This window comes from Pseudomonas sp. Marseille-QA0892 (genome assembly GCF_054950135.1).
Window position 1 is genome coordinate 3,490,204 of the sequence record NZ_CM143104.1, and the last position, 21,070, is coordinate 3,511,273.

At 61.3% G+C, this 21,070-nt stretch carries 21 protein-coding genes; 15 read left to right on the plus strand and 6 right to left on the minus strand.

The genetic code is table 11. From position 1 onward, the window contains the following. Positions 1 to 30: 30 nt before the first annotated feature. The 3 genes from ACY8D3_RS16265 to rpmE all read right to left on the minus strand — a co-directional run bounded on the left by ACY8D3_RS16265 (position 31) and on the right by rpmE (position 2,461). Positions 31 to 1,299 carry a malic enzyme-like NAD(P)-binding protein gene (locus ACY8D3_RS16265; RefSeq protein WP_462379847.1) on the minus strand — a complete coding sequence of 423 codons (1,269 nt, stop codon included), beginning with the start codon at positions 1,297 to 1,299 and terminating at the stop codon, positions 31 to 33. 132 nt (positions 1,300 to 1,431) lie between these two features. After that, positions 1,432 to 2,244 carry a thermonuclease family protein gene (locus ACY8D3_RS16270; protein ID WP_462379848.1) on the minus strand — a complete coding sequence of 271 codons (813 nt, stop codon included), beginning with the start codon at positions 2,242 to 2,244 and terminating at the stop codon, positions 1,432 to 1,434. Between the two features lie 4 nt (positions 2,245 to 2,248). Further along, the gene (rpmE, locus tag ACY8D3_RS16275) at positions 2,249 to 2,461 is read right to left on the minus strand and encodes a 50S ribosomal protein L31 (RefSeq protein ID WP_462379849.1); all 213 of its coding nucleotides are present in this window, start codon (positions 2,459 to 2,461) and stop codon (positions 2,249 to 2,251) included. Positions 2,462 to 2,708: 247 nt separating this feature from the next. Here rpmE and ACY8D3_RS16280 point away from each other — a divergent pair, with 247 nt between their 5' ends. From ACY8D3_RS16280 to ACY8D3_RS16305, 6 genes are all read left to right on the plus strand, one after another. After that, positions 2,709 to 4,916 (plus strand): primosomal protein N', encoded by a 2,208-nt coding sequence (locus ACY8D3_RS16280; protein WP_462384416.1) that lies wholly within the window; start codon positions 2,709 to 2,711, stop codon positions 4,914 to 4,916. 74 nt (positions 4,917 to 4,990) lie between these two features. Then, entirely contained in the window at positions 4,991 to 6,730 is a 1,740-nt protein-coding gene (gene argS / locus ACY8D3_RS16285) for an arginine--tRNA ligase (RefSeq protein ID WP_462379850.1), read from the plus strand. Positions 6,731 to 6,742: 12 nt separating this feature from the next. Next, complete coding sequence (locus ACY8D3_RS16290; RefSeq protein WP_462379851.1) at positions 6,743 to 7,411, plus strand: SPOR domain-containing protein; 669 nt, start codon at positions 6,743 to 6,745, stop codon at positions 7,409 to 7,411. A gap of 140 nt (positions 7,412 to 7,551) precedes the next feature. After that, the gene (gene hslV, locus ACY8D3_RS16295) at positions 7,552 to 8,085 is read left to right on the plus strand and encodes an ATP-dependent protease subunit HslV (protein ID WP_462379852.1); all 534 of its coding nucleotides are present in this window, start codon (positions 7,552 to 7,554) and stop codon (positions 8,083 to 8,085) included. A gap of 26 nt (positions 8,086 to 8,111) precedes the next feature. Then, on the plus strand, positions 8,112 to 9,452 hold the full coding sequence (gene hslU / locus ACY8D3_RS16300) for an HslU--HslV peptidase ATPase subunit (RefSeq protein ID WP_462379853.1): 1,341 nt from the start codon (positions 8,112 to 8,114) through the stop codon (positions 9,450 to 9,452). 51 nt (positions 9,453 to 9,503) lie between these two features. Next, positions 9,504 to 9,881, plus strand: a complete 378-nt coding sequence (locus tag ACY8D3_RS16305; protein WP_462379854.1) for a gamma-butyrobetaine hydroxylase family protein — start codon at positions 9,504 to 9,506, stop codon at positions 9,879 to 9,881. Here the strand turns inward: ACY8D3_RS16305 and ACY8D3_RS16310 are convergent. Then, positions 9,878 to 10,390: a phasin family protein gene (locus tag ACY8D3_RS16310; RefSeq protein WP_462379855.1), complete on the minus strand. Its 513-nt coding sequence runs from the start codon at positions 10,388 to 10,390 to the stop codon at positions 9,878 to 9,880. The two genes, ACY8D3_RS16305 and ACY8D3_RS16310, sit on opposite strands and share 4 nt — an antisense overlap. 230 nt (positions 10,391 to 10,620) lie before the next feature. Here ACY8D3_RS16310 and ubiE point away from each other — a divergent pair, with 230 nt between their 5' ends. From ubiE to ACY8D3_RS16355, 9 genes are all read left to right on the plus strand, one after another. Then, the gene (gene ubiE / locus ACY8D3_RS16315) at positions 10,621 to 11,391 is read left to right on the plus strand and encodes a bifunctional demethylmenaquinone methyltransferase/2-methoxy-6-polyprenyl-1,4-benzoquinol methylase UbiE (RefSeq protein ID WP_462379856.1); all 771 of its coding nucleotides are present in this window, start codon (positions 10,621 to 10,623) and stop codon (positions 11,389 to 11,391) included. Next, positions 11,391 to 12,029 (plus strand): ubiquinone biosynthesis accessory factor UbiJ, encoded by a 639-nt coding sequence (locus ACY8D3_RS16320; protein ID WP_462379858.1) that lies wholly within the window; start codon positions 11,391 to 11,393, stop codon positions 12,027 to 12,029. The genes ubiE and ACY8D3_RS16320 overlap by 1 nt, the downstream gene beginning before the upstream one ends. Further along, positions 12,026 to 13,633 (plus strand): ubiquinone biosynthesis regulatory protein kinase UbiB, encoded by a 1,608-nt coding sequence (gene ubiB, locus ACY8D3_RS16325; protein ID WP_462379859.1) that lies wholly within the window; start codon positions 12,026 to 12,028, stop codon positions 13,631 to 13,633. The genes ACY8D3_RS16320 and ubiB overlap by 4 nt, the downstream gene beginning before the upstream one ends. Positions 13,634 to 13,795: 162 nt before the next feature. Further along, the gene (hisI, locus tag ACY8D3_RS16330; protein WP_462379860.1) at positions 13,796 to 14,197 is read left to right on the plus strand and encodes a phosphoribosyl-AMP cyclohydrolase; all 402 of its coding nucleotides are present in this window, start codon (positions 13,796 to 13,798) and stop codon (positions 14,195 to 14,197) included. Further along, positions 14,190 to 14,516 carry a phosphoribosyl-ATP diphosphatase gene (locus ACY8D3_RS16335; protein ID WP_462379861.1) on the plus strand — a complete coding sequence of 109 codons (327 nt, stop codon included), beginning with the start codon at positions 14,190 to 14,192 and terminating at the stop codon, positions 14,514 to 14,516. The genes hisI and ACY8D3_RS16335 overlap by 8 nt, the downstream gene beginning before the upstream one ends. 32 nt (positions 14,517 to 14,548) lie before the next feature. Further along, on the plus strand, positions 14,549 to 14,791 hold the full coding sequence (locus ACY8D3_RS16340; RefSeq protein WP_462379862.1) for a twin-arginine translocase TatA/TatE family subunit: 243 nt from the start codon (positions 14,549 to 14,551) through the stop codon (positions 14,789 to 14,791). 4 nt (positions 14,792 to 14,795) lie between these two features. Next, entirely contained in the window at positions 14,796 to 15,269 is a 474-nt protein-coding gene (gene tatB, locus ACY8D3_RS16345) for a Sec-independent protein translocase protein TatB (RefSeq protein WP_462379863.1), read from the plus strand. Further along, a complete protein-coding gene (gene tatC, locus ACY8D3_RS16350; RefSeq protein ID WP_462379864.1) occupies positions 15,266 to 16,054 on the plus strand; it encodes a twin-arginine translocase subunit TatC in 789 nt (262 codons plus the stop codon). Before tatB ends, tatC begins: the two co-directional genes overlap by 4 nt. Next, the gene (locus tag ACY8D3_RS16355) at positions 16,051 to 16,758 is read left to right on the plus strand and encodes a 16S rRNA (uracil(1498)-N(3))-methyltransferase (RefSeq protein WP_462379865.1); all 708 of its coding nucleotides are present in this window, start codon (positions 16,051 to 16,053) and stop codon (positions 16,756 to 16,758) included. The genes tatC and ACY8D3_RS16355 overlap by 4 nt, the downstream gene beginning before the upstream one ends. 106 nt (positions 16,759 to 16,864) lie before the next feature. Here ACY8D3_RS16355 and mdoH read toward each other — a convergent pair whose 3' ends face one another. Both mdoH and ACY8D3_RS16365 read right to left on the minus strand, forming a co-directional pair. After that, positions 16,865 to 19,357: a glucans biosynthesis glucosyltransferase MdoH gene (gene mdoH, locus ACY8D3_RS16360; RefSeq protein WP_462379866.1), complete on the minus strand. Its 2,493-nt coding sequence runs from the start codon at positions 19,355 to 19,357 to the stop codon at positions 16,865 to 16,867. Continuing rightward, positions 19,350 to 20,927: a glucan biosynthesis protein G gene (locus tag ACY8D3_RS16365; protein ID WP_462379867.1), complete on the minus strand. Its 1,578-nt coding sequence runs from the start codon at positions 20,925 to 20,927 to the stop codon at positions 19,350 to 19,352. Before ACY8D3_RS16365 ends, mdoH begins: the two co-directional genes overlap by 8 nt. Positions 20,928 to 21,070 lie beyond the last annotated feature (143 nt).

The window sequence follows — 21,070 nt, forward strand, 5'->3', positions numbered from 1 at the left end:
GAGGTCGGCGGGGCTTTTTACATCGACAACCTAGCCTGGGAACACGTCCTTCACCGAACGCAGCGGGTAGTTAGCCGGGTAAGGAAGCGTGGCGACACCGCTTTCGATTGCGGCCTTGGCCACTGCATCGCTGACCACATCGATCAGACGCGCATCCATCGGCTTCGGAATGATGTACTCACGGCCGAATTCCAACTTGATGCCACCGTAGGCATCGCAGACTTCCTGCGGCACCGGCAACTTCGCGAGATCGCGCAGCGCCAGAGCGGCAGCGATCTTCATCTCCTCGTTGATGCGCTTGGCCCGAACGTCGAGCGCGCCACGGAAGATGAACGGGAAGCCCAGTACGTTATTGACCTGGTTCGGGTAGTCGGAGCGACCCGTAGCCATGATTACATCATCGCGAGTCTCATGCGCCAGCTCCGGCTTGATTTCCGGGTCTGGGTTGGAACATGCGAAGACGATCGGGTTGGGGCCCATGCGCTTGAGGTCTTCCGCGCTCAGCAGGTTGGCGCCCGACAGACCGACGAATACGTCCGCACCTTCCAGCGCATCGGAAAGCGTACGCTTGTCGGTTTCGGTCGCGAATACGGCCTTGTACTGGTTCAGGTCATCCCGACCGGCATGAATTACACCTTTGCGGTCGATCATGTAGATATTCTCAACACGCGCGCCCATGCTGACTAGCAGCTTCATGCAGGAGATTGCGGCCGCCCCCGCACCAAGGCAAACGATTCGAGCGGTATCGAGTGACTTACCCGCAATTTCCAGCGCATTGAGCATGCCCGCTGCCGTAACGATCGCGGTGCCGTGCTGGTCGTCGTGAAAAACCGGGATATCACATTGCTCGATCAGCGCGCGCTCGATATCGAAGCATTCTGGCGCCTTGATATCTTCGAGGTTGATGCCACCAAAGGTGATCGAAATACGCTTGACCGTATCGATGAAGGCCTGGGGGCTTTCAGCGTCGACTTCGATATCAAACACGTCGATACCGGCGAAACGCTTGAATAGGACACCTTTGCCTTCCATGACCGGCTTGGACGCCAACGGGCCCAGATCGCCCAGACCAAGAATCGCCGAGCCGTTGGAAATGACAGCGACCAGATTGCCCTTCCCGGTGTATTTGTAAGCCAGCTCAGGATCACGGCCGATTTCACGCACTGGTTCGGCGACGCCAGGGCTGTAGGCCAGGGACAAGTCACGCGCGGTTGCGGTGGGCTTGGTCAATTCGACACTCAGTTTCCCCGGACGCGGCTGGGCATGATATTCGAGCGCGGCAGTTTTCAAGTCTGACATTATGAGCGTTCCGCTTTTCTTGGATGGGAGAGCGAACCCGGCGCAAGACCGGATCGGCGAGCATACGCAAGTAGACTAAAGGCTACAAGATCGCCCAGAACGGCCAAAATAGCGCGTTTCCTGGCCTCTCGGTCAAGGTATGCGTCGCAGGGTCGCGGGATCTGTCAGCGTCAGCATCCAGCGGGCCTGCCCTCTTCGCCCATCCTTCCGACGATCCACGATCCACCCCCGCGCTTCCACCCGCTGGTCGACCTGCTCCGTCAGTGCCCGCAAACCGAAGCGCTCGATATCCCTCGGTGCGACCCTCAGCACGAGCGGGCCATCCAGTTCGAGCCAGACGCCGCCCTCGTTGCGCTCGACACGCTGCACCCGTCCCTGCACCAGCGCAAATCCTGCGCGCTGGATAGAGGTCGCTGAAATCGGACGCTCGACTGTCCACAGCCGCAACCCTTCGCGACGTGCATCCAGCTCTGCGGAAAGATGGCAGTCGGCCAAGGCAACGTTGGGGGCTATGGCGATCATTCGGGCATAACCTTCACGCAGCAGTATCTCTTCGAGATTGCGGCCTTGGTCGTCATAGAGATGGGCAAGCGTCCGGCCGTACCGATCGCGGCGTTCGGTACCGTACTGGAGACGCACACGGTCGCCGTTGGCAGCGACCAGCTCCGCCAGACGCACACGCGCAGCCTGGGCGAACGGCTCATCCGGTAGCCCCTTGCGAGCAAGCTCCGGCGTATCCAATCCGATCAAACGGATCCGACGTCCATCGACCAGGCGAACCGTGTCTCCATCGATGACATATTGGACGCGCGCTTCGCTTGTTTTTTGCGGAAGGGGGCAGGCCGAATGCGCGAAGGAGGCCATCGCGCAGGCAATAAAAAAGGCGCCCACCAGGGGCGCCTTCTTGTACAGCGTCAAGCAGACCATACGGTGTGCTTGGGCCAATCGGTTACTTGGAACCGAAAACGCCGAAACGCTGCTTGAAGCGATCGATACGGCCGCCCGCATCCAGCACTTTCTGCTTGCCGGTGTAGAAAGGGTGGCACTCGGAGCAGACGTCCAGGTTCATGGACTTACCCAGGGTAGAGCGGGTCTTGATGACGTTGCCGCAGCTGCAGGTAGCTTCGATCGCGACGTAGTTCGGATGGATATCGGCTTTCATGGTATTGCCCTCTATGTCCTGCGTGCCGCCACCCGGCCCTATTGCCGAATACCGCACGTAAACAGGCCGCGAACTATACCAGAGCCGACCCGGCACGCAAGCGCAGCGCGGCGCAAGCCGACGAAGTCCGCGACGCGGTGCACGAACCGGACAAGGTCGTGGACAGACGGTAGACTCCGCTTCTGGCCCTCACCATCTTGAGCCCTGTCCGTCCGGAGGAATCGACTTGCCAGCTTCTCGCACGCCCATTCTGCGCCTGGCATTGCCCTCCCCCCTTCGCCGCCTCTTCGACTATCTCGCCCCTGCTGGGGTCAGCCCTGAGTCGCTGCAGCCGGGCGTTCGTGTCCGTGTCCCATTTGGACGGCGCGAAGCGGTGGCAGTCCTCATCGATACAGCCCAGCAGACAGACGTTCCGCCCGACAAGCTAAAGGCGGCGCTTGGGCTGATCGACGAGACACCGCCCATCCCGCCATCCATATTCCGGCTATGCCTATGGGCGGCGCAGTACTACCAGCACAGCCTGGGCGACACGTTGAACTGGGCGTTGCCGACGCTTCTGCGCCAGGGCGAAGCCGCCGAGGCGCGCCATGAGCGCTTCTGGCGCGCCAGTGAACACGCGACGGTCAATGATCCGCGCCTCGCGAGAGCGCCTCGTCAGCGAGAGGCGTTGAAGGCTCTGCAACAGCATACCCATGGGGTGTCTCATGAACTGCTCCTTAAGCTGCAGCTGAACCGGGACAGCCTGGAACAGCTCAGGCAAAAAGGCCTGGTGCAACTGGAAACCCGGCGACGCAAGGCGCCTGAGCGCCCCGCCAGCTGGCTGGCACAACCCGAACTGCCCCTCAACCCTGAACAGCGCGCTGCGACCGAAGCGATACGCGCCAGCTTCAATGGTTTTGGGGCATTCCTGCTGGCGGGTGTCACCGGAAGTGGCAAGACCGAGGTTTACCTGCAGCTCATTCGGCAGACGCTGGAAGCCGGTAAACAGGCACTGGTACTGATACCGGAAATCAACCTTGGCCCTCAGACGCATGAGCGATTCGCCCGGCGTTTCAATGCGCGTATCGCCCTTTTGCATTCGAACGTGGGTGACCGGGACCGTCTGGATGCCTGGCTCGCCGCCCGCGACGGCGAAGCCGATATCGTGATCGGCACCCGCTCCGCGCTGTTCACGCCACTGAAGCGCCCCGGGCTCATCATCGTCGACGAAGAACACGATGCCTCCTATAAACAGCAGGAAGGCTTGCGCTACCACGCCCGCGATCTGGCCGTGGTTCGTGCCAGGCTCGAAGACGTTCCGGTCGTACTGGGCTCTGCTACGCCGTCACTCGAAAGCCTGCATAACGCACATGCCGGCCGCTATGCACTCCTGAAGCTGAACCAGCGCGCCGGGAACGCGACGTCACCGCGTTTCATTCGCCTCGATATCAAGAGCCGGCCGCTGGATGCCGGTATCTCGCCGCCCCTGCAACAGGCAATGGCGCAGACGCTCGAAGCGGGCCAACAGGTGCTGGTCTATCTCAACCGCCGCGGCTATGCGCCGACGTTGCTGTGCCACGATTGCGGCTGGGTTGCGCAATGCTCACGCTGCGACGCCCGCATGACGCTCCATCAACGCAGTAACGAGCTGCGCTGCCATCACTGCGGCCATGCCGAACGGCGCCCCGATCACTGCCCCAGCTGTGAACACGTGGATCTTCGGCCCGTCGGCGCCGGAACCGAGCGGGCAGAAGGCCGCCTGGAAACCCTGTTTCGCGATGTGCCGATCCTTCGAATTGATCGGGACAGCACGGCGCGCAAGGGCGCCATGGAACGCATGTTCGCGACGATAAACAAGGGCGAGCCGTGCATTCTGGTTGGTACGCAGATGCTTGCGAAGGGACACCACTTCCCGCGGGTCACCCTAGTCGCCATCCTCGATGCAGACGGCGGCCTGTTCTCCGCCGACTTTCGTGCGAGCGAGCGAATGGCGCAGATCATCACTCAGGTTGCTGGCCGGGCGGGTCGCGCCGAAGAACCGGGCCGGGTCATCATTCAGACACACCTGGCGGACCACCCGCTGCTCGTGCAGCTGACCGAACAGGGCTACACGGCCTTTGCGAACGAAGCGCTGCTGGAGCGCCGCGCGGCGAGCCTGCCGCCCTTTTCCCACCTTGCGCTGTTGCGGGCCGAAGCGCATAAACCCGGCCAGGCGGATGGATTCCTGCAGGGTGCCTGTGACGAAGCCGAGCAACTGCTGGTAGACATGGCGCTGGAAGGTATCGAGCTATTAGGCCCAGTGCCTGCTCCGATGGAGCGACGCGCGGGCCGCTACCGTGCCCAGTTGCTGCTGCAGGCCTCGGCACGAAGCAGCCTGCACAAGCTGCTTGCGCGTTGGACGCCCACATTGGAGCAGTTGCCTGGCGCGCGTACGGTCCGCTGGTCCCTCGATGTCGACCCGATCGACCTTTACTGATGCCCGGACCCGCTTGAGCCCCGGGCAACAGGTGCGGATAATGCCCCGTTCTAGCCCGCTGCCGTAGCCCTGCAATGAAAGAAGATATTCGCCATCTGATCCAGCAAGCCGTCGATCGTCTCATCCAGCAAGCTGTGCTGCCTGCGGATGTCAGTCCGTCGATCCAGGTGGAAAACAGCAAGGATCGCAGCCACGGCGACTTCGCCAGCAACATTGCCCTGATGCTGGCCAAACCGGCCGGCATGAAACCGCGCGACCTGGCAATGCGTCTCGTCGACGCCCTGCCTGCCGACCCCGCCATTTCGAAGGTCGAGATCGCCGGCCCTGGCTTCCTTAACTTCTTCCAGAACGATGACGCGCTGGCCCAGCAGCTCGAGGCCGCTTTGAAGGACGATCACCTGACCGTCAAGCGAAATGGCCAGGCCGAAACCGTCGTGATCGACCTTTCCTCGCCCAACCTTGCCAAGGAAATGCACGTCGGCCACTTGCGCTCCACCATCATTGGCGATGCCGTTGCGCGCGTGCTCGAGTTTCTCGGCGATACCGTTGTCCGCCAGAATCACGTGGGCGATTGGGGTACGCAGTTCGGTATGCTGCTAGCCTACCTGCAAGAGCAGCCCGCCGCCGCGGAGAGCGAACTGTCGGACCTGGAGACGTTCTACCGAGCTGCCAAGAAGCGTTTCGACGAGTCGCCAGAGTTCGCCGATCGCGCCCGTGAACTGGTCGTGCAGCTCCAGGCGGGTGACAGCGAATGCCTGCGCCTGTGGACGCGCTTCAACGAGATATCGCTGAGTCATTGCCAGCAGGTCTACGATCGCTTGAACGTGCGCCTCACCCGCGACGACGTGAAAGGCGAAAGCGCGTACAACGCGGAGCTGCCGGGCGTGGTGGAAGACCTGCGCACTGCAGGCCTGTTGAGCGAAAGCGAAGGCGCACAATGCGTTTTCCTGGATGAATTCAAGAACGCCGAGGGCAATCCGCTCCCGGTCATCGTCCAGAAGGCAGGCGGTGGTTACCTCTACTCCACGACCGACCTGGCTGCTATGCGCTACCGGAGCCGGAATCTGAAGGCCGACCGAGCACTGTACTTCGTGGACCAGCGCCAGGCGCTGCACTTCCAGATGGTGTTCTCGGTCGCGCGCCGCGCCGGTTTCGTCCATGACGCGATGAAGCTCGAGCACATGGGCTTCGGAACGATGAACGGCCCGGATGGCCGGCCCTTCAAGACACGCGACGGCGGCACGGTCAAACTGATTGACCTGCTCGACGAAGCCGAGCAGCGTGCCTACGCCCTGGTCAAGAGCAAGAACCCCGAACTCGGGGAAGACGAGCTACGTCAGATCGCGCGCGCGGTCGGCATCGGTGCCGTAAAATACGCCGACCTCTCAAAGCATCGCACAAGCGACTACAGCTTCAACTTCGAGCAGATGCTCAGCTTCGAAGGCAACACGGCTCCCTATCTGCTTTACGCCTATACACGGGTAGCGAGCATCTTCCGCAAGCTGGGCCAGGGAAGCGAAAGCCTGGAAGGCCGGATCGACCCACAAGCCGAACAGGAGCGTGCCCTCGCCGCCAAGCTGGCGCAATTCGGGGAAACCCTCAATAGCGTCGCTGACAAAGGTGTTCCACACGTCCTTTGCACGTACCTCTACGACCTGGCCGGCCTGTTCTCCAGCTTCTACGAGCATTGTCCCGTACTGTCCGCTGAAGACCCGCAGACCCGCCAGAGCCGCCTACGGCTGGCAGCCCTGACGGGGCGCACGTTGAAGCAGGGCCTCGAACTGCTCGGTCTCGAACCATTGGAACGGATGTAACGGACGACACCCATGGCCAAGCGAAAAGCCCCGCCCAAGCGCGGCGCGAGCCGCACCAGCGCACCCAAGAAGAAATCCGCCCCCGGCTGGCTGTGGCTGGCCTGTGGCCTGGTGGCGGGCGGCTTCCTCATGTTCCTGTTCAACCTTGAACCAGGACGCGATGACATCAAGCGTCAGGTAAAGGACGAACGCCCAAGCGCCGTCAAAAAGGAACCCGCGCCGGACACCTCCAAACCGAAGTACGACTTCTATACCCTTCTGCCAGAATCGGAAGTCATCGTGCCAGCCGAAGCCGTACCACCACAGCCGCAACCTACCCCGCCGCCACAGGCGCCGGTCAGCCCGGAGGAAGCAGCGAAGATCGACGCGGCACGCGCACAGGCCGCACTGGCCGGGCAGGTTCCGCCGCCTCCACCCACGGTTGCCAAGGCCCCAGTCACCACGCAGTTTTTCCTTCAGGCCGGGTCCTTCCGGCGCAAGGACGACGCCGAAAGTGTCCGCGCTCAGATCATTCTGCTTGGCCAGCAGGTACGCGTGGAATCCGGCACTGTTCGCGACGAAACCTGGCACCGCGTACTGGTCGGCCCCTTTGCCGATCGAGGCAAGCTGGACGCGGCTCAGAAAGACCTGCAGTCCCACGGCTTCAGCAACCTGCTGTTACAGCAGCGCAAGGGCGGCTAAGCCTGAGTTGCCGGCCTCCCCCGCTTGAGGCCGGCGCCTTTTTTCACACTCCACACGTCTTACGGTTGAAGCAGGGCCAAAGCGACCCCATTTGAGTCTCACCGGGCCTGTTTTTTGCCCCACTGCGTGGAGAGATCGCTTTGACCACCATCGTTTCAGTTCGCCGCCACGGCAAGGTCGTCATGGGTGGCGACGGCCAGGTTTCGCTGGGCAACACCGTGATGAAAGGCAACGCCAAAAAAGTCCGCCGCCTTTATCACGGCCAGGTACTGGCCGGGTTCGCCGGCGCTACGGCAGATGCATTCACCCTTTTCGAACGCTTCGAAGGCCAGCTGGAGAAGCATCAGGGCCACCTGGTCCGCGCAGCCGTGGAACTGGCCAAGGACTGGCGCACCGACCGCTCCCTGAGTCGCCTCGAAGCGATGCTCGCTGTCGCCAACAAGGACGCCTCTTTGATCATCACCGGTAACGGTGATGTCGTCGAACCCGAACACGGCCTGATTGCCATGGGTTCGGGCGGTGGCTATGCGCAGGCCGCCGCATTGGCGTTGCTACAGCACAATGACGCGCTCACGGCGCGCGAAGTCGCGGAAACCGCATTGAACATTGCCGGTTCCATTTGCGTCTTCACCAATCAGAACCTGACTATCGAGGAGCAGGATTCCGCGGTTTGAGCGGGATCCTCTCTGGAGCCAACCGAATGTCCATGACACCTCGCGAGATCGTTCACGAACTCAATCGCCACATCATCGGCCAGGACGATGCCAAGCGCGCCGTTGCCATTGCACTGCGCAACCGCTGGCGCCGCATGCAGCTTCCCGCTGAATTGCGCCAGGAAGTGACGCCCAAGAACATTCTCATGATCGGCCCGACTGGCGTCGGCAAGACCGAGATTGCCCGCCGCCTGGCCAAGCTCGCCAATGCGCCGTTCCTCAAGGTCGAAGCGACCAAGTTCACGGAGGTGGGTTACGTTGGTCGTGACGTCGAATCCATTATTCGTGATTTGGCCGATGCGGCTGTGAAGATGCTGCGCGAGCAGGAAATGCACAAGGTTCGTCACCGCGCCGAAGACGCCGCCGAAGAGCGCATCCTCGACGCGCTGCTGCCGCCTGCCCGGGCCGGTTTCAATGAAGACCCGACGCCTAGCAACGATTCCAATACGCGTCAGTTGTTCCGCAAGCGCCTGCGCGAGGGCCAGCTCGACGACAAGGAAATCGAGATCGAAGTGGCGGATACGCCCACCGGTGTCGAGATCATGTCGCCGCCCGGCATGGAAGAGATGACCAGCCAGCTGCAGAACCTGTTCTCCAACATGGGCAAGGGTCGTCAGAAGGCGCGCAAGCTGAAGGTCAAGGACGCACTCAAGCTGGTCCGCGATGAGGAAGCCGCTCGCCTGGTCAACGAAGAGGAGCTGAAGGGACGTGCGCTCGAAGCGGTCGAGCAGCATGGCATCGTGTTTATCGACGAGATCGACAAGGTGGCGAAGCGCGCCAACGCCGGCGGTGCGGATGTATCCCGCGAAGGCGTCCAGCGCGACCTGCTGCCACTCATCGAAGGCTGCACCGTCAATACCAAGCTGGGAATGGTCAAGACGGACCACATCCTCTTCATCGCGTCCGGTGCATTCCACCTGTCCAAGCCCAGCGACCTCGTACCCGAACTGCAGGGGCGACTGCCGATACGCGTTGAGTTGAAGGCGCTGACGCCTGAAGACTTCGAACGCATCCTGGCCGAGCCGCACGCCTCGCTCACCGAGCAGTACACAGCGCTACTCAAGACCGAAGGCCTTTCCATCGAATTTGCTAGTGACGGTATCAAGCGCCTCGCGGAGATCGCGTTCCAGGTCAACGAGAAGACCGAGAACATTGGCGCCCGTCGCCTTCATACGCTGCTGGAGCGGCTCTTGGAAGAAGTGTCCTACAGCGCCGCGGACATTGCAGGACAACGCAACGGCGAACCGCTGAAAATCGACGCCGAATATGTCAACAGTCATCTTGGCGAACTGGCGCAGGACGAAGACCTGTCGCGTTACATCCTTTAACGACGCTGCGCCGCCGCGCCCTGTGCGCGGCGGTAAGTCTCAGGAATGCCCATGCGTATCCCCTCCTCCGTAAAGCTACACAAGGCATCGCGTACACTCGAACTCGTCTATGGCGAGGAACGGTACACGTTGACCGCCGAGTTCCTTCGCGTCCACTCGCCTTCTGCTGAGGTCCAGGGCCACGGTAACCCGGTGCTGCAGTACGGCAAGCAGCATGTCGCGCTGACGCAGCTGGAGCCGGCCGGCAACTATGCATTGAAGATGACATTCGACGACGGCCACGACAGCGGGCTGTACAGCTGGGAGTACTTGTATGAGCTGTCTACGCGTCAGGAAGAACTCTGGAACGAGTACTTGCAGAAACTGCGCGACGCCGGACGCAACCGAGACCCGGATACGTCCGTCGTCAAGTTCATGCCGCCCCGTTAAAGCGGGGGCTTGTTCGAGTCGGGAAGAATGATGGTGTCGCCGCCCGGTGCAGCCGGCTCTGGCTGTGTCGGATCGACGATAGGCGATGCGGCAGCAGCCTGCGTGCTTTCAAGCTGATCCACCCTCGCCTTCAGCGCATTGACTTCCGCCCGAAGCGCATCGACCTCATGGCGTGTAGGCACGCCCAGGCGATCGAGCGTGCTACCTAGCCGCCGGTCGAACATTTCTTCGAGCTCGCTCCATCTGCCGGCCGCCCGTTCACGCGCCTGATCGAAGCGCTCTCGCGCGCCATGCCTGGCTCGCTCGTCTCCGCGGTCTTCCGCGTGCCGACCTTGCTGGCGCGCCTGCTCGGCTTCTTCTCCATCCTGCACCAAGCTTTCAAATAGTTTCGCGCCGTCCTTGCTGAAGCGCGAATAGGCGCCGAGCCCCGCGAGTTTGAGCTGCCGAGCCTGCCGCTCGAGTTCCGCCATCCAGCTATTGTCCCGACCTGCTTCGTTTCTCTCGGACATAACGCATTCTCCTGTGGCGTGGTTTCTCCACGGCCAACGGTGGCATCTAGCATTTGGACAGGCTCCACACTGCATAATTCGCGCAGCGCACACCAGCCCCACCGAAGACGAACCCGTAACGTCTCGTTGCGCGACGCACGCCAGTACATCCACGGATTGCCCGACCCGCGTCAAGACAAAGCCGCCGAGCGCGGATTAGAATGACCGCCTTTGCCCCAGGTGAGAGTGCCATGAGCGACCCGCGCAATACCCCTGACAGCGAGCCCACCACTCACTTCGGCTACCGCAATGTCCCCGAAAGCCAGAAAGCCGAGCGCGTCGCGGAGGTATTTCACTCCGTGGCGGCAAAGTACGACGTCATGAACGATGTACTTTCAGGCGGTATGCATCGCCTTTGGAAGCGCTTCACCATCGAGCTCTCTGGTGTGCGCACCGGCAATCGCGTGTTGGACATTGCTGGTGGTACGGGCGACCTGGCTCGGCAGTTTTCACGCCTCGTTGGCGAGCGCGGAGAGGTGGTCCTGGCGGACATCAACGCGTCCATGCTCAAGGTAGGCCGTGATCGCCTGCTGGACCGCGGCGTTTCCGGCAACATCCGCTTCGTTCAGGCGGACGCCGAATGCCTGCCGTTCCCTGATAACCACTTCGACTGCGTCACCATCGCCTTCGGACTACGCAACGTGACCCACAAGGACGCCGCGCTACGCTCGATGTTGCGGGTGCTCAAGCCCGGTGGCCGTTTGCTCGTCCTCGAGTTTTCGAAGACCAAAAACCCCATCCTCGGCAAACTCTACGACGCCTATTCCTTTGGCTTCATGCCGCTCGCCGGCAAGCTCATCACCAATGACGCCGACAGCTACCGTTACCTGGCAGAATCCATCCGCATGCACCCGGACCAGGAAACGCTGAAGTCGATGATGGTGGAAGCCGGCTTCGACCGGGTGACCTATCACAACATGACGGGCGGTATTGTCGCACTGCATAGGGGAATCAAGCCCTAATGCGGTTCTCGCTGGCGACACAGGCCGCGCTCGCCGGGATCGAAGCGGGTGTGAATCGCACGCTGCAGCTTGATCCGAGCGCACTGGCACGGCTCGGGGCATTGCAAGGCAGGGTCATTGCAATCGAATGCACTGCGCCCGCTCTGACGGTTTTTGTATTGCCGGCAGCTGACGGCCTTCATCTGGCGTCCCACCACGAGGCCGATGTCGATTGTCGCCTGATCGCTCCGCTCAATGCGCTGGTACGGCTCGCGACCGCGCGTGACAAGACGGCAGTGCTCCATGAGCCCGGCGTCACGCTGGAAGGCGACAGTGGGCCCCTGATGGCACTATCGGAGATCCTTGAGGGGCTCGATCTCGACTGGGAGCACGAACTGTCACGCGGGCTGGGCCCGCTGGCCAGCGGATTCGTCGGCCAGTTCGTACGGACCGCCCGCGGCTGGACCCGGCAAAGCGCGAACAGCCTGCACAAGGATGTCGCCGACTATTTGACCGAAGAAGCGCGTACCCTCGTCGGCCGTCGTGAAGCCGAGGCACGCTTCGAAGAGCTGGATGCAATAAAGCTGACGCTCGACCGGCTGGACGCGCGTATGCAGCGTCTGTCCCGCACCCTTGAAGAGCGACCCAAGCCCGAATGAACCTGCTCGCCGTCCGCCGTCTGTTCCGAATCTGGTGGGTCATCATCCGTTATCGGCTGGACGACCTCCTCTGGGCGATGCCCCTTCCTTGGTGGGCGCGCCTGTTCAGCTACACCCTCCCTTGGCGCTGGATCCCACGTCGCCGTGACGAAACGCTCCGTGGGGAGCGACTCCGACTGGCCCTGGAAGGCCTCGGCCCGATCTTCATCAAGTTCGGCCAACTGCTTTCGACCCGGCGCGACCTACTTCCACCCGATATCGCACTCGAGCTGGCCTTCCTGCAGGACAAGGTGCCGCCCTTTCCGCCCGAGCAGGCCATCGCACGCATCGAAGAAGATCTGGGCGCGCCGGTGGGCGAAATATTCGCCCGCTTCGACGCAAAGCCACTCGCCTCGGCGTCGATCGCACAGGTACATGCCGCGCGACTGCTGAGCGGTGAAGAAGTTGTGGTCAAGGTCATCCGGCCAAACCTTCGGCCGATCATCAGACAAGACATCGCCTGGCTCTTTGCGCTTGCCAAGATCGCAGAGCGCCTATCGGGCGACGCGCGCCGCCTACGGCTGGTCGAAGTTGTCGACGATTACTCGCGGACCATCTACGACGAATTGGACCTCCTGCGCGAAGCCGCGAACTCGTCCCAGCTGCGTCGCAACTTCGAAAACTCTACGCTGTTGTACGTGCCACAGGTGTACTGGGACCTCTGCCGTCCACATGTGCTGGTCATGGAGCGCATCTACGGCGTCCCGGTCACCGATCTGGATGCGCTCCGCGACCAGGGCACGGACCTACGCCTGCTCGCCGAGCGTGGCGTAGAGATCTTCTTCACCCAGGTGTTCCGCGACAGCTTCTTTCACGCGGACATGCACCCAGGAAACATCTTCGTATCGACCGAACGCCCCTGGGACCCGCGCTACATCGCCATCGACTGCGGCATCGTCGGTAGCCTGTCGCCCGAAGACCAAGATTACCTGGCGCGTAACCTCTACGCGTTCTTCAAACGGGACTACCGCAAGGTCGCGCAGCTACACATCGATTCGGGCTGGGTACCGCAGGAAACCAAGGTCAACGACTTCGAAGCGGCCATCCGTACCGTATGCGAGCCTATCTTCGAGCGTCCACTGAAGGACATTTCCTTCGGCGTGCTGCTGTTACGCCTGTTTCAGACTGCGCGGCGGTTCAACATGGAGGTCCAGCCGCAGCTCGTGTTGCTGCAGAAAACCCTGCTCAACATCGAAGGCCTTGGCCGCCAGCTGTATCCGGACCTCGATCTATGGGTTACCGCCAAGCCATATCTGGAGCGCTGGATGCGTAACCGGATGCATCCGCGCCAGCTGGTGAAAAACGTCCAGTCCCAGGTCGAACAGTTGCCTCACCTCGCGCGCATGACACGCGACCTGCTTGAACGCATGTCCTCGCCGCATGCCGAAGACCCGCCGGCACCCTGGCGCAAAACCCGCGATGAACGCCCTTTGCGCATCGTCGGTGCCGTTCTGCTCGCGTCCGGTGCGGCACTTGCGAGCGTTGTACCGAGCTTCACGGACCCTACGACCTGGCCAATCTGGCTGATGGCTGCAGCAGGCTTCTACCTTATTGCCCGTCGATAGCCATGGGGCCACCAGGCTGGCACACTAATGCGCTTTCTCACGTCGTCGTGGCGGAGCGCTCATTGCCGATAGGTCTGTACCTGTCGAGAGGATCCATCCTCAACGATCGCCGCGACCGGCCAGGCTCCACTGCGTAAGCAGTAAGTGAAGCGGAACGACCGAATGAACGATTGGCTGGATGAAATCAAATGGACTGCCGATGGCTTGGTTCCTGCCATTGCGCAGGATCACGCCACCGGGCGCATCCTGATGATGGCCTGGATGAACCGCGAATCCCTCGAACTCACCGCGAAGGAAGGCCGTGCGATCTACTGGTCCCGCTCGCGGGGCAAACTGTGGCGCAAGGGCGAGGAGTCGGGCCATGTGCAGAAACTGCATGAACTGCGCCTGGACTGCGATGCCGATGTGATTGTCCTGTTGGTCGAGCAATTGGGGGGCATCGCTTGTCATACCGGACGTGAGAGCTGCTTTTACAGGGTTTTCGAAGACGGCGAATGGCGCATAGTCGATCCCGTCCTGAAGGATCCCAACGCCATCTACAACGAGCCAACATCGCATGAGTGATACGCTGTCCCGCCTGGCGCAGGTGCTGGAAGAACGCAAGGGTGCTGCACCTGACAGCTCCTATGTCGCAAGTCTCTACCACAAGGGGCTCAACAAGATTCTGGAAAAGGTCGGCGAAGAGTCAGTCGAAACCATCCTAGCCGCCAAAGATGCGGCCGCCTCGGGCGACTGCAACGACCTGATCTATGAGACGGCAGACCTTTGGTTCCACAGCCTCGTCATGCTGGCGGCGCTGGATCAGCATCCTCAGGCCGTACTCGACGAACTCGAACGACGCTTCGGATTGTCGGGCCACGACGAAAAAGCGGCACGAACCTAACTATTGTTTGAAACGAAAAGAGATTAAGTCACATGGGTATTTTTGACTGGAAACACTGGGTCGTCATTCTGATCGTCGTGGTACTGGTCTTCGGCACCAAGAAGTTGAAGAACGTCGGCTCCGATCTGGGTGAAACCATCAAGGGCTTCCGCAAGGCGATGAACGAAGATGAAGCCAAGCCGGAAGATCCAGCCAAACAGCAGCCTCCGCTGAATCAGCACAACACTATCGACGCACACGCTCACAAAGTCGAAGAGCCGTCTCGCAAGGACTGAACGAATGTTCGACATGGGTTTCAGCGAGCTGGCCCTCGTGGGCCTCGTAGCGCTCGTGGTGCTGGGTCCAGACAAACTGCCCGGTGCAGCGCGCACGGCCGGGCTGATGATCGGCCGACTGAAGCGCAGCTTCAATAGCATCCGCCAGGAAGTGGAAAAGGAGATTGGTGCGGACGATATTCGCCGCCAGCTGCGGACCGAGGAATTACAGGATTTGCGGCGAGAGGTGAAAGCCCAATTTGAGGCGCCTACCCCCAACCGTGCAGCGGGCTCGCCAGACGCCATGAATGCCGCCCTCGATCCGGCGCCGGCGGCGGAAACACCCGCACCTGCCGACACGCACACCATCCAGCCGCCGCGCTCGCCTGCCATGGACGCTGCGTCCCAGGCAGGCAAACCTGGGGCAGCTGCCGAACCCGTAACCCAGCCTGCGCCCCCCGTGTCGCCTGCCGAAACCGATCCGAAGCCACGCCCATGAGCGCTACACGCCCCGAAGACGACCAGGAGATGCCGCTCATCTCCCATCTAGCCGAACTCCGTACACGCCTGCTGCGCTGCGTAATTGCGGTTTTCGTAATCTTCGCCTGTTTGTTCTACTTCTCGCAGGACATCTACACCTTCGTATCCGCACCGCTTCGGCAATTCCTGCCCGCAGGCGCGACCATGATCGCGACCGACGTCGCCTCCCCTTTCCTCACGCCGTTCAAAATGACGCTGGTCGTGTCCCTGTTCGTGTCGATGCCGGTGATCCTGCATCAGGTATGGGGTTTTCTCGCACCCGGCCTCTATCGCCATGAACGACGCATCGCACTGCCCCTGCTGGTCTCCAGCATTTTCCTGTTCTACGCAGGCATGGCGTTCGCCTATTACTTCGTCTTTCCGCTAATGTTCCACTTCTTCGCCAGCGTCACGCCCCAGGGCGTTTCGATGATGACGGATATTTCCAGCTACTTCGACTTCGTGCTCACACTGTTCTTCGCCTTCGGGGTAGCTTTCGAGATCCCGGTAGCCGTTGTCCTGCTGATCTGGATTGGTGTTGTGGATGTCGCTTACCTGCGCAAGATCCGGCCGTATGTGATCGTAGGCTGCTTCGTGGTCGGGATGATCCTGACGCCGCCCGACATCTTCTCCCAGACGCTCCTTGCGGTGCCCATGTGGCTGCTATTCGAAGTAGGTATTCTGGCCGGTAGCGTCGTGCGCAAGCGCCGTGGCGAGCCGGAAGATACGCCCTCGGACAGCACACCACCCAGCGTCCGCCCGTGAACCTGCTGCTGCTGGAGGCCGGCGATTTCGTCGGCGCCGATCGCGTTGTTCTGCATGGTCGCCGATTGCGGCACATGCAGGAGGTCCATAAGGCCGTTGTGGGTGACGAGCTGAGGGTTGGCATGCTGAACGGAGCGATGGGCCGCGGCCGCCTGGTCGCGCTCGATACCGAGGCTGCGGAACTTGAGGTCGTGCTCGATACACCTCCGCCTGCCAAGCTTCCCCTGAACCTGGTGATGGCTCTGCCCCGGCCAAAGATGCTTCGCCGCGTTTTCCAGACGGTTGCGACATTGGGTGTCTCCCGCCTGGTGTTGATCAACAGCTACCGGGTCGAGAAGAGCTTCTGGCAAACCCCATTTCTGGAGCCTTCCGCCATTCGTGAACAGCTGGTACTGGGCCTTGAGCAGGCGCGTGACACAGTGCTGCCCACGGTGGAGATACACAAACGCTTCAAGCCCTACGTTGAAGATCACTTGCCCTCGCTTGCCGCTGGCACGCAAGCCATCGTTGCGCATCCCGGCCCCTGGCCTGACTGTCCCCGCCATGTCGAAGGCCCTGTCACCTTGGCGATCGGCCCGGAAGGCGGCTGGATTCCGTATGAAGTCGATCTGTTGAAGACGCAGGGTTTCGCTCCCGTACAACTGGGCGATCGCATCCTCCGGGTTGAGACCGCCGTGACAGCCCTGCTGGCCAGGCTCTTCTGATGCGAGATGCCGCATGCGTGCCGTCTAGGCGCGCGGCTCGCCCAACACACGGTTTTGATCGCCCACAAAAAACCCGCCTCACGGCGGGTTTTTCGATTGGCGACGGTTATGCGCTACCTGTCTGAAGCGATGACGTGCCGGCCAGGCCGCCACGCTGCTCGACGTCCGGGTTGTGCGATGCATGATGGCCGAGCCGACGCCACGGTTCGATCCACGGCGAAAGATTGTTTTCCCACACCTTGGTGTGCAGCCGCGCCAACACGACCGGGTCGCTGATCAGATTGAGCTTGAGCGCCGCGGGCAGCTTCTCCGGTGCAGCCTTCAATGCCTCGGCGATCCGCTCCTCACGCACCGCCTCGATCGGCGCCACGTTTCGGTGCCGGCTCGTTGCCATCGCGATAGCGAGTGCATTCTGAGTAGGCGACACCACGGCCCGCAGGAAGCCATGCTCCAGCGGCGCCGCGCGATTGGCTTGTGTGTACTCATCTGTAGCGACCAGTGCTTTCGGCGTGTCGTACTCCTCGGGGATGAGGAACACATTGGACGAGCGCATGGCACGGCCAATGCTGACACGGCTGGTGATGACCGATACAGGGATAGACAACATCAAGGCCACCACGATTGGCGCCAGCCACCACAGGAAAACAGGATCAAGCCAACCGACCAGGCCAGCCCATGCCATACCCAGTAGCGTCTGCCCGCCATGCGCTCGAATGGCGTCGCCCCAGGAGGTGGCGCCGTCTTCACGCTGTGGCGATTTCCATTGAACCGACCATCCCAGGAACGCGGCCACAACGAAGCGGGTGTGAAACAGCATGCGAACCGGGGCCAGCAGCATCGAGCAGAACATCTCGATGAACATGCTGATAGTGACCTTGAACGCACCACCGTACTCACGGGTCCCCTTGGCATAGATGAGCAGTACGCTCAACAGCTTGGGCAGGAAAAGCAACGTGAGCGTCGTCGAGAACAGCGCAATGGCTTTTTCCGGGTGCCACTGCGGCCAGATCGGGAACAGCTGCTGCGGCTCCATGAAGTATTGCGGCTCCATCAGCGTGTGTACTGCAAGCAATGCCGTGGACAACACGAGGAACATGAACCACAGCGGTGCAGACAGGTACGACATCACGCCGGTCAGGAATACGGCCCGGTGAACAGGGTGCATGCCCTTGACGAGGAACAGCCGGAAGTTCATCAGGTTGCCGTGACACCAGCGCCGATCGCGTTGCAGTTCATCCAGCAGGTTCGGCGGTAGCTCCTCGTAACTGCCCGGCAGGTCGTAGGCAATCCACACGCCCCAGCCGGCGCGGCGCATCAGCGCAGCTTCGACGAAGTCGTGGGACAGGATGGAGCCCGCGAATGAGCCCTTGCCCGGCAATGGCGCCAAGGCACAGTGCTCCATAAAGGGTTTCACGCGGATGATCGCGTTGTGGCCCCAGTAGTGCGATTCACCGAGCTGCCAGAAGTGTAGGCCCGCCGTGAACAGAGGCCCGTAGACCCGCGTGGCGAACTGCTGCATGCGTGCATAGAAGGTCTCCATGCCCGATGCCTTCGGTCCGGTCTGGATGATGCCTGCGTCAGGATGCGCTTCCATAAGGCGGACGAGCTTCGTGAGGCACTCACCTGTCATTACGCTATCGGCGTCCATGACCACCATGTAGCGGTAGTCCGGGCCCCAACGACGGCAAAAATCGTCGATATTGCCGCTCTTTCGCTTCACACGACGACGACGGCGTCGGTAATGGATGCGCCCGAAGCCATTGGTTTCTCGGCACAGATCCATCCATGCCTGCTGCTCGGCTACCGCGATGTCGGCATCGTAGGTATCGCTAAGAACGAAAAAGTCGAAGTGCTCGAGATCGCCCGACTCGGCAACCGATTCGTAAGTCGCCCGAAGACCTGCGAATACCCGCGGTACGTCTTCGTTGCAAATGGGCATGACGATGGCCGTGCGAGCACCCGGCTCTATCGGCTCGTCACCCGCGCTTGCTGCCGAGATACGGTATTTGTCCTGCCCGCTCAGCAGCTCCCAGAAACCCATCAGCGCCGTCCAGAAACCGGCCGACACCCAACAGAACAGGATTGCGAACAAAGCGAGCACCGAGAACTGCACCACATAGGGCAGCACCTGCTCCGCGCTTACAAGAAGCGGCTGTTGGAATACCAGCTGCAGGTCGATGAAGGACCAGCCCTGATAGGGCAGCACGCCCTTCATGTAATAGGTGGCGATGGCCGTCTGGCCGAAAACCAGCAAGAGCAGGCACAAACGACGGCGAGCGCCAACCTGACGCCAGCGATCCTGTTTGAGCTCGTTCTGCACCTTTACGGCCTGACGCCGTTCGCGGCCGAAGATTCGCCGCCAACCGCGCACCAGCACGTTGGTAATCCAGGGCTCCGGCACCATCGTGCCGCGGTTGATGGTAGGCGCGGCCTTCAGGCGAGGCCGACCGCAGTCATCGCGGTCGAGCAAGCCTTCTTCACGTAGTCGGCGGCCCGCCAGTGCCTCGATGCGCCCTTCGGTGATTTCCACCGAAGGGTTGGCTGCATTCTGAGAGGACTGACCGGCCAGGCCGGCATTAGGGTCGTCTGATCTATTCATTGGCAGGCAACTGGTAGCTCCAGGTTTCGCTGAGTACGTTCTCGCCTTCGATCAACTTGCCACTGAGCTGGACCGGCTTGGTCGGGTCCTTGAGCTTGACCCGAAGCGTCAGCCGCCAGCCTTTCGTGGCTTCGTTGTAGCGCAGCTCGTTCTGCAGCAATTCGGTATTGTCGTCTGTCGTCACCGCCGTGCTAACAGGCGCATCGGCCGGCAGTTCCGCCAGCTTCGGCCCTACGAAGTCGACCAGCAGCGCCGTGCTGCCGTCTGGCTGACGCACCAGATTCGATTGTCGGATATCGCCGGCCGAACGACGGGTCTGCTTGACCCATGCGACGTCCTGGTCGCGGTGGGCCTTCTCATCCAGCGTCCAGTAAGTGCGGTAGGCGAATTCGATCGGCTCGCCGGTCTTGGGCAAGGAGTCGGGCACCCAGAACGCAACAATGTTGTCGTTGGTTTCATCCGGCGTCGGGATTTCGACCAGCTCGAAACGGCCCTTGCCCCAGTCGCCTTGCGGCTCGATCCAGGCACTCGGGCGCTTCTCGTAATGGTCGTCCAGATCCTGATAGTCGTTGAAATCCCGACTACGTTGCAGCAAGCCGAAGCCCTTGGGGTTCTCCGCAGGGAACGACGAAATGGACAAACGACGCGGGTTGCTCAGCGGCCGGTAAGTCCATTCGCCGTTGCCGTTCTGAATCGAAAGGCCTTCGGAATCATGCAGGCGCGGCCGGTAGTTCACTTGAGAAGAAGGCTGATGCGGCGCGAAAAGGAACATGCTGGTCAGCGGTGCGATGCCAAGCTTGCTGACGTCCGCACGTAGATAGACACGGGCCTTCACGTCCAGCACGGTTTCGTCCCGCATACGCAGGATGAACCGATAGGCGCCAGCTGCGCGAGGCGAGTCCAGGAGCGCATAAATGACAAGGTGCTTGTCTTCGGGTTTCGGACGCTCGATCCAGAATTCCTTGAACCGCGGGAATTCCTCTCCGGAAGAGACAGCCGTATCGATTGCCAGGCCGCGGGCAGAGAGACCATATACCTGGTCCTTCCCAATCACGCGGAAGTAGCTGGCACCCAGCATGCTCAGAACTTCGTCGGATTCATCCTTGCTGTTCACAGGGTAGTGAACGCGGAAACCCGCATAGCCAAGATCTTTCGTTGCCGAAGGATCGAGTGACAGGGAGCCGAAGTCGAACCTGGACGGATCGTATTCGATGGTATGGACGCTGGTGCTCGTGACTTCGTTGATCCTCACGGGCGTGTCGTAATGCATGCCCTGGTGATAGAAGTTGAGCTTGAATGGCGTCTTCAGATCCATCCACTCGGCCTTGTCGCCGCGGAAACGAATCTTCTGGTAATCGGCGAATTTTAATTGCCGCAGGGCAGTAGGGAGATTGCTGGTGGGCGCCGAGTAGGCCTTTCCCGCCAGTTCCTTGGCCTTGGCATCTACATCATCCAGGCTGAAAGCAGCCGATTGACCCGCGGCCAGCAACGCTGCTGCCAATGTGCCGAACAGCACTAGGGCGCGCGAGGCCTTGCCAGACGAAGGTCTCGAGGTACTCTTGCAGGTCACAACTCCCCCAAATACTCGAATCGAAAGGGCCGGGCACAGCCCGGCATCCTGTTCCGACCCAAAAAGGGTTCGATGATTCCCTAGCGGGGCTCATCCAGCCGGCGCGCACATCCTAGACATGGCCGAGAGTCCTGGCTAGCGGC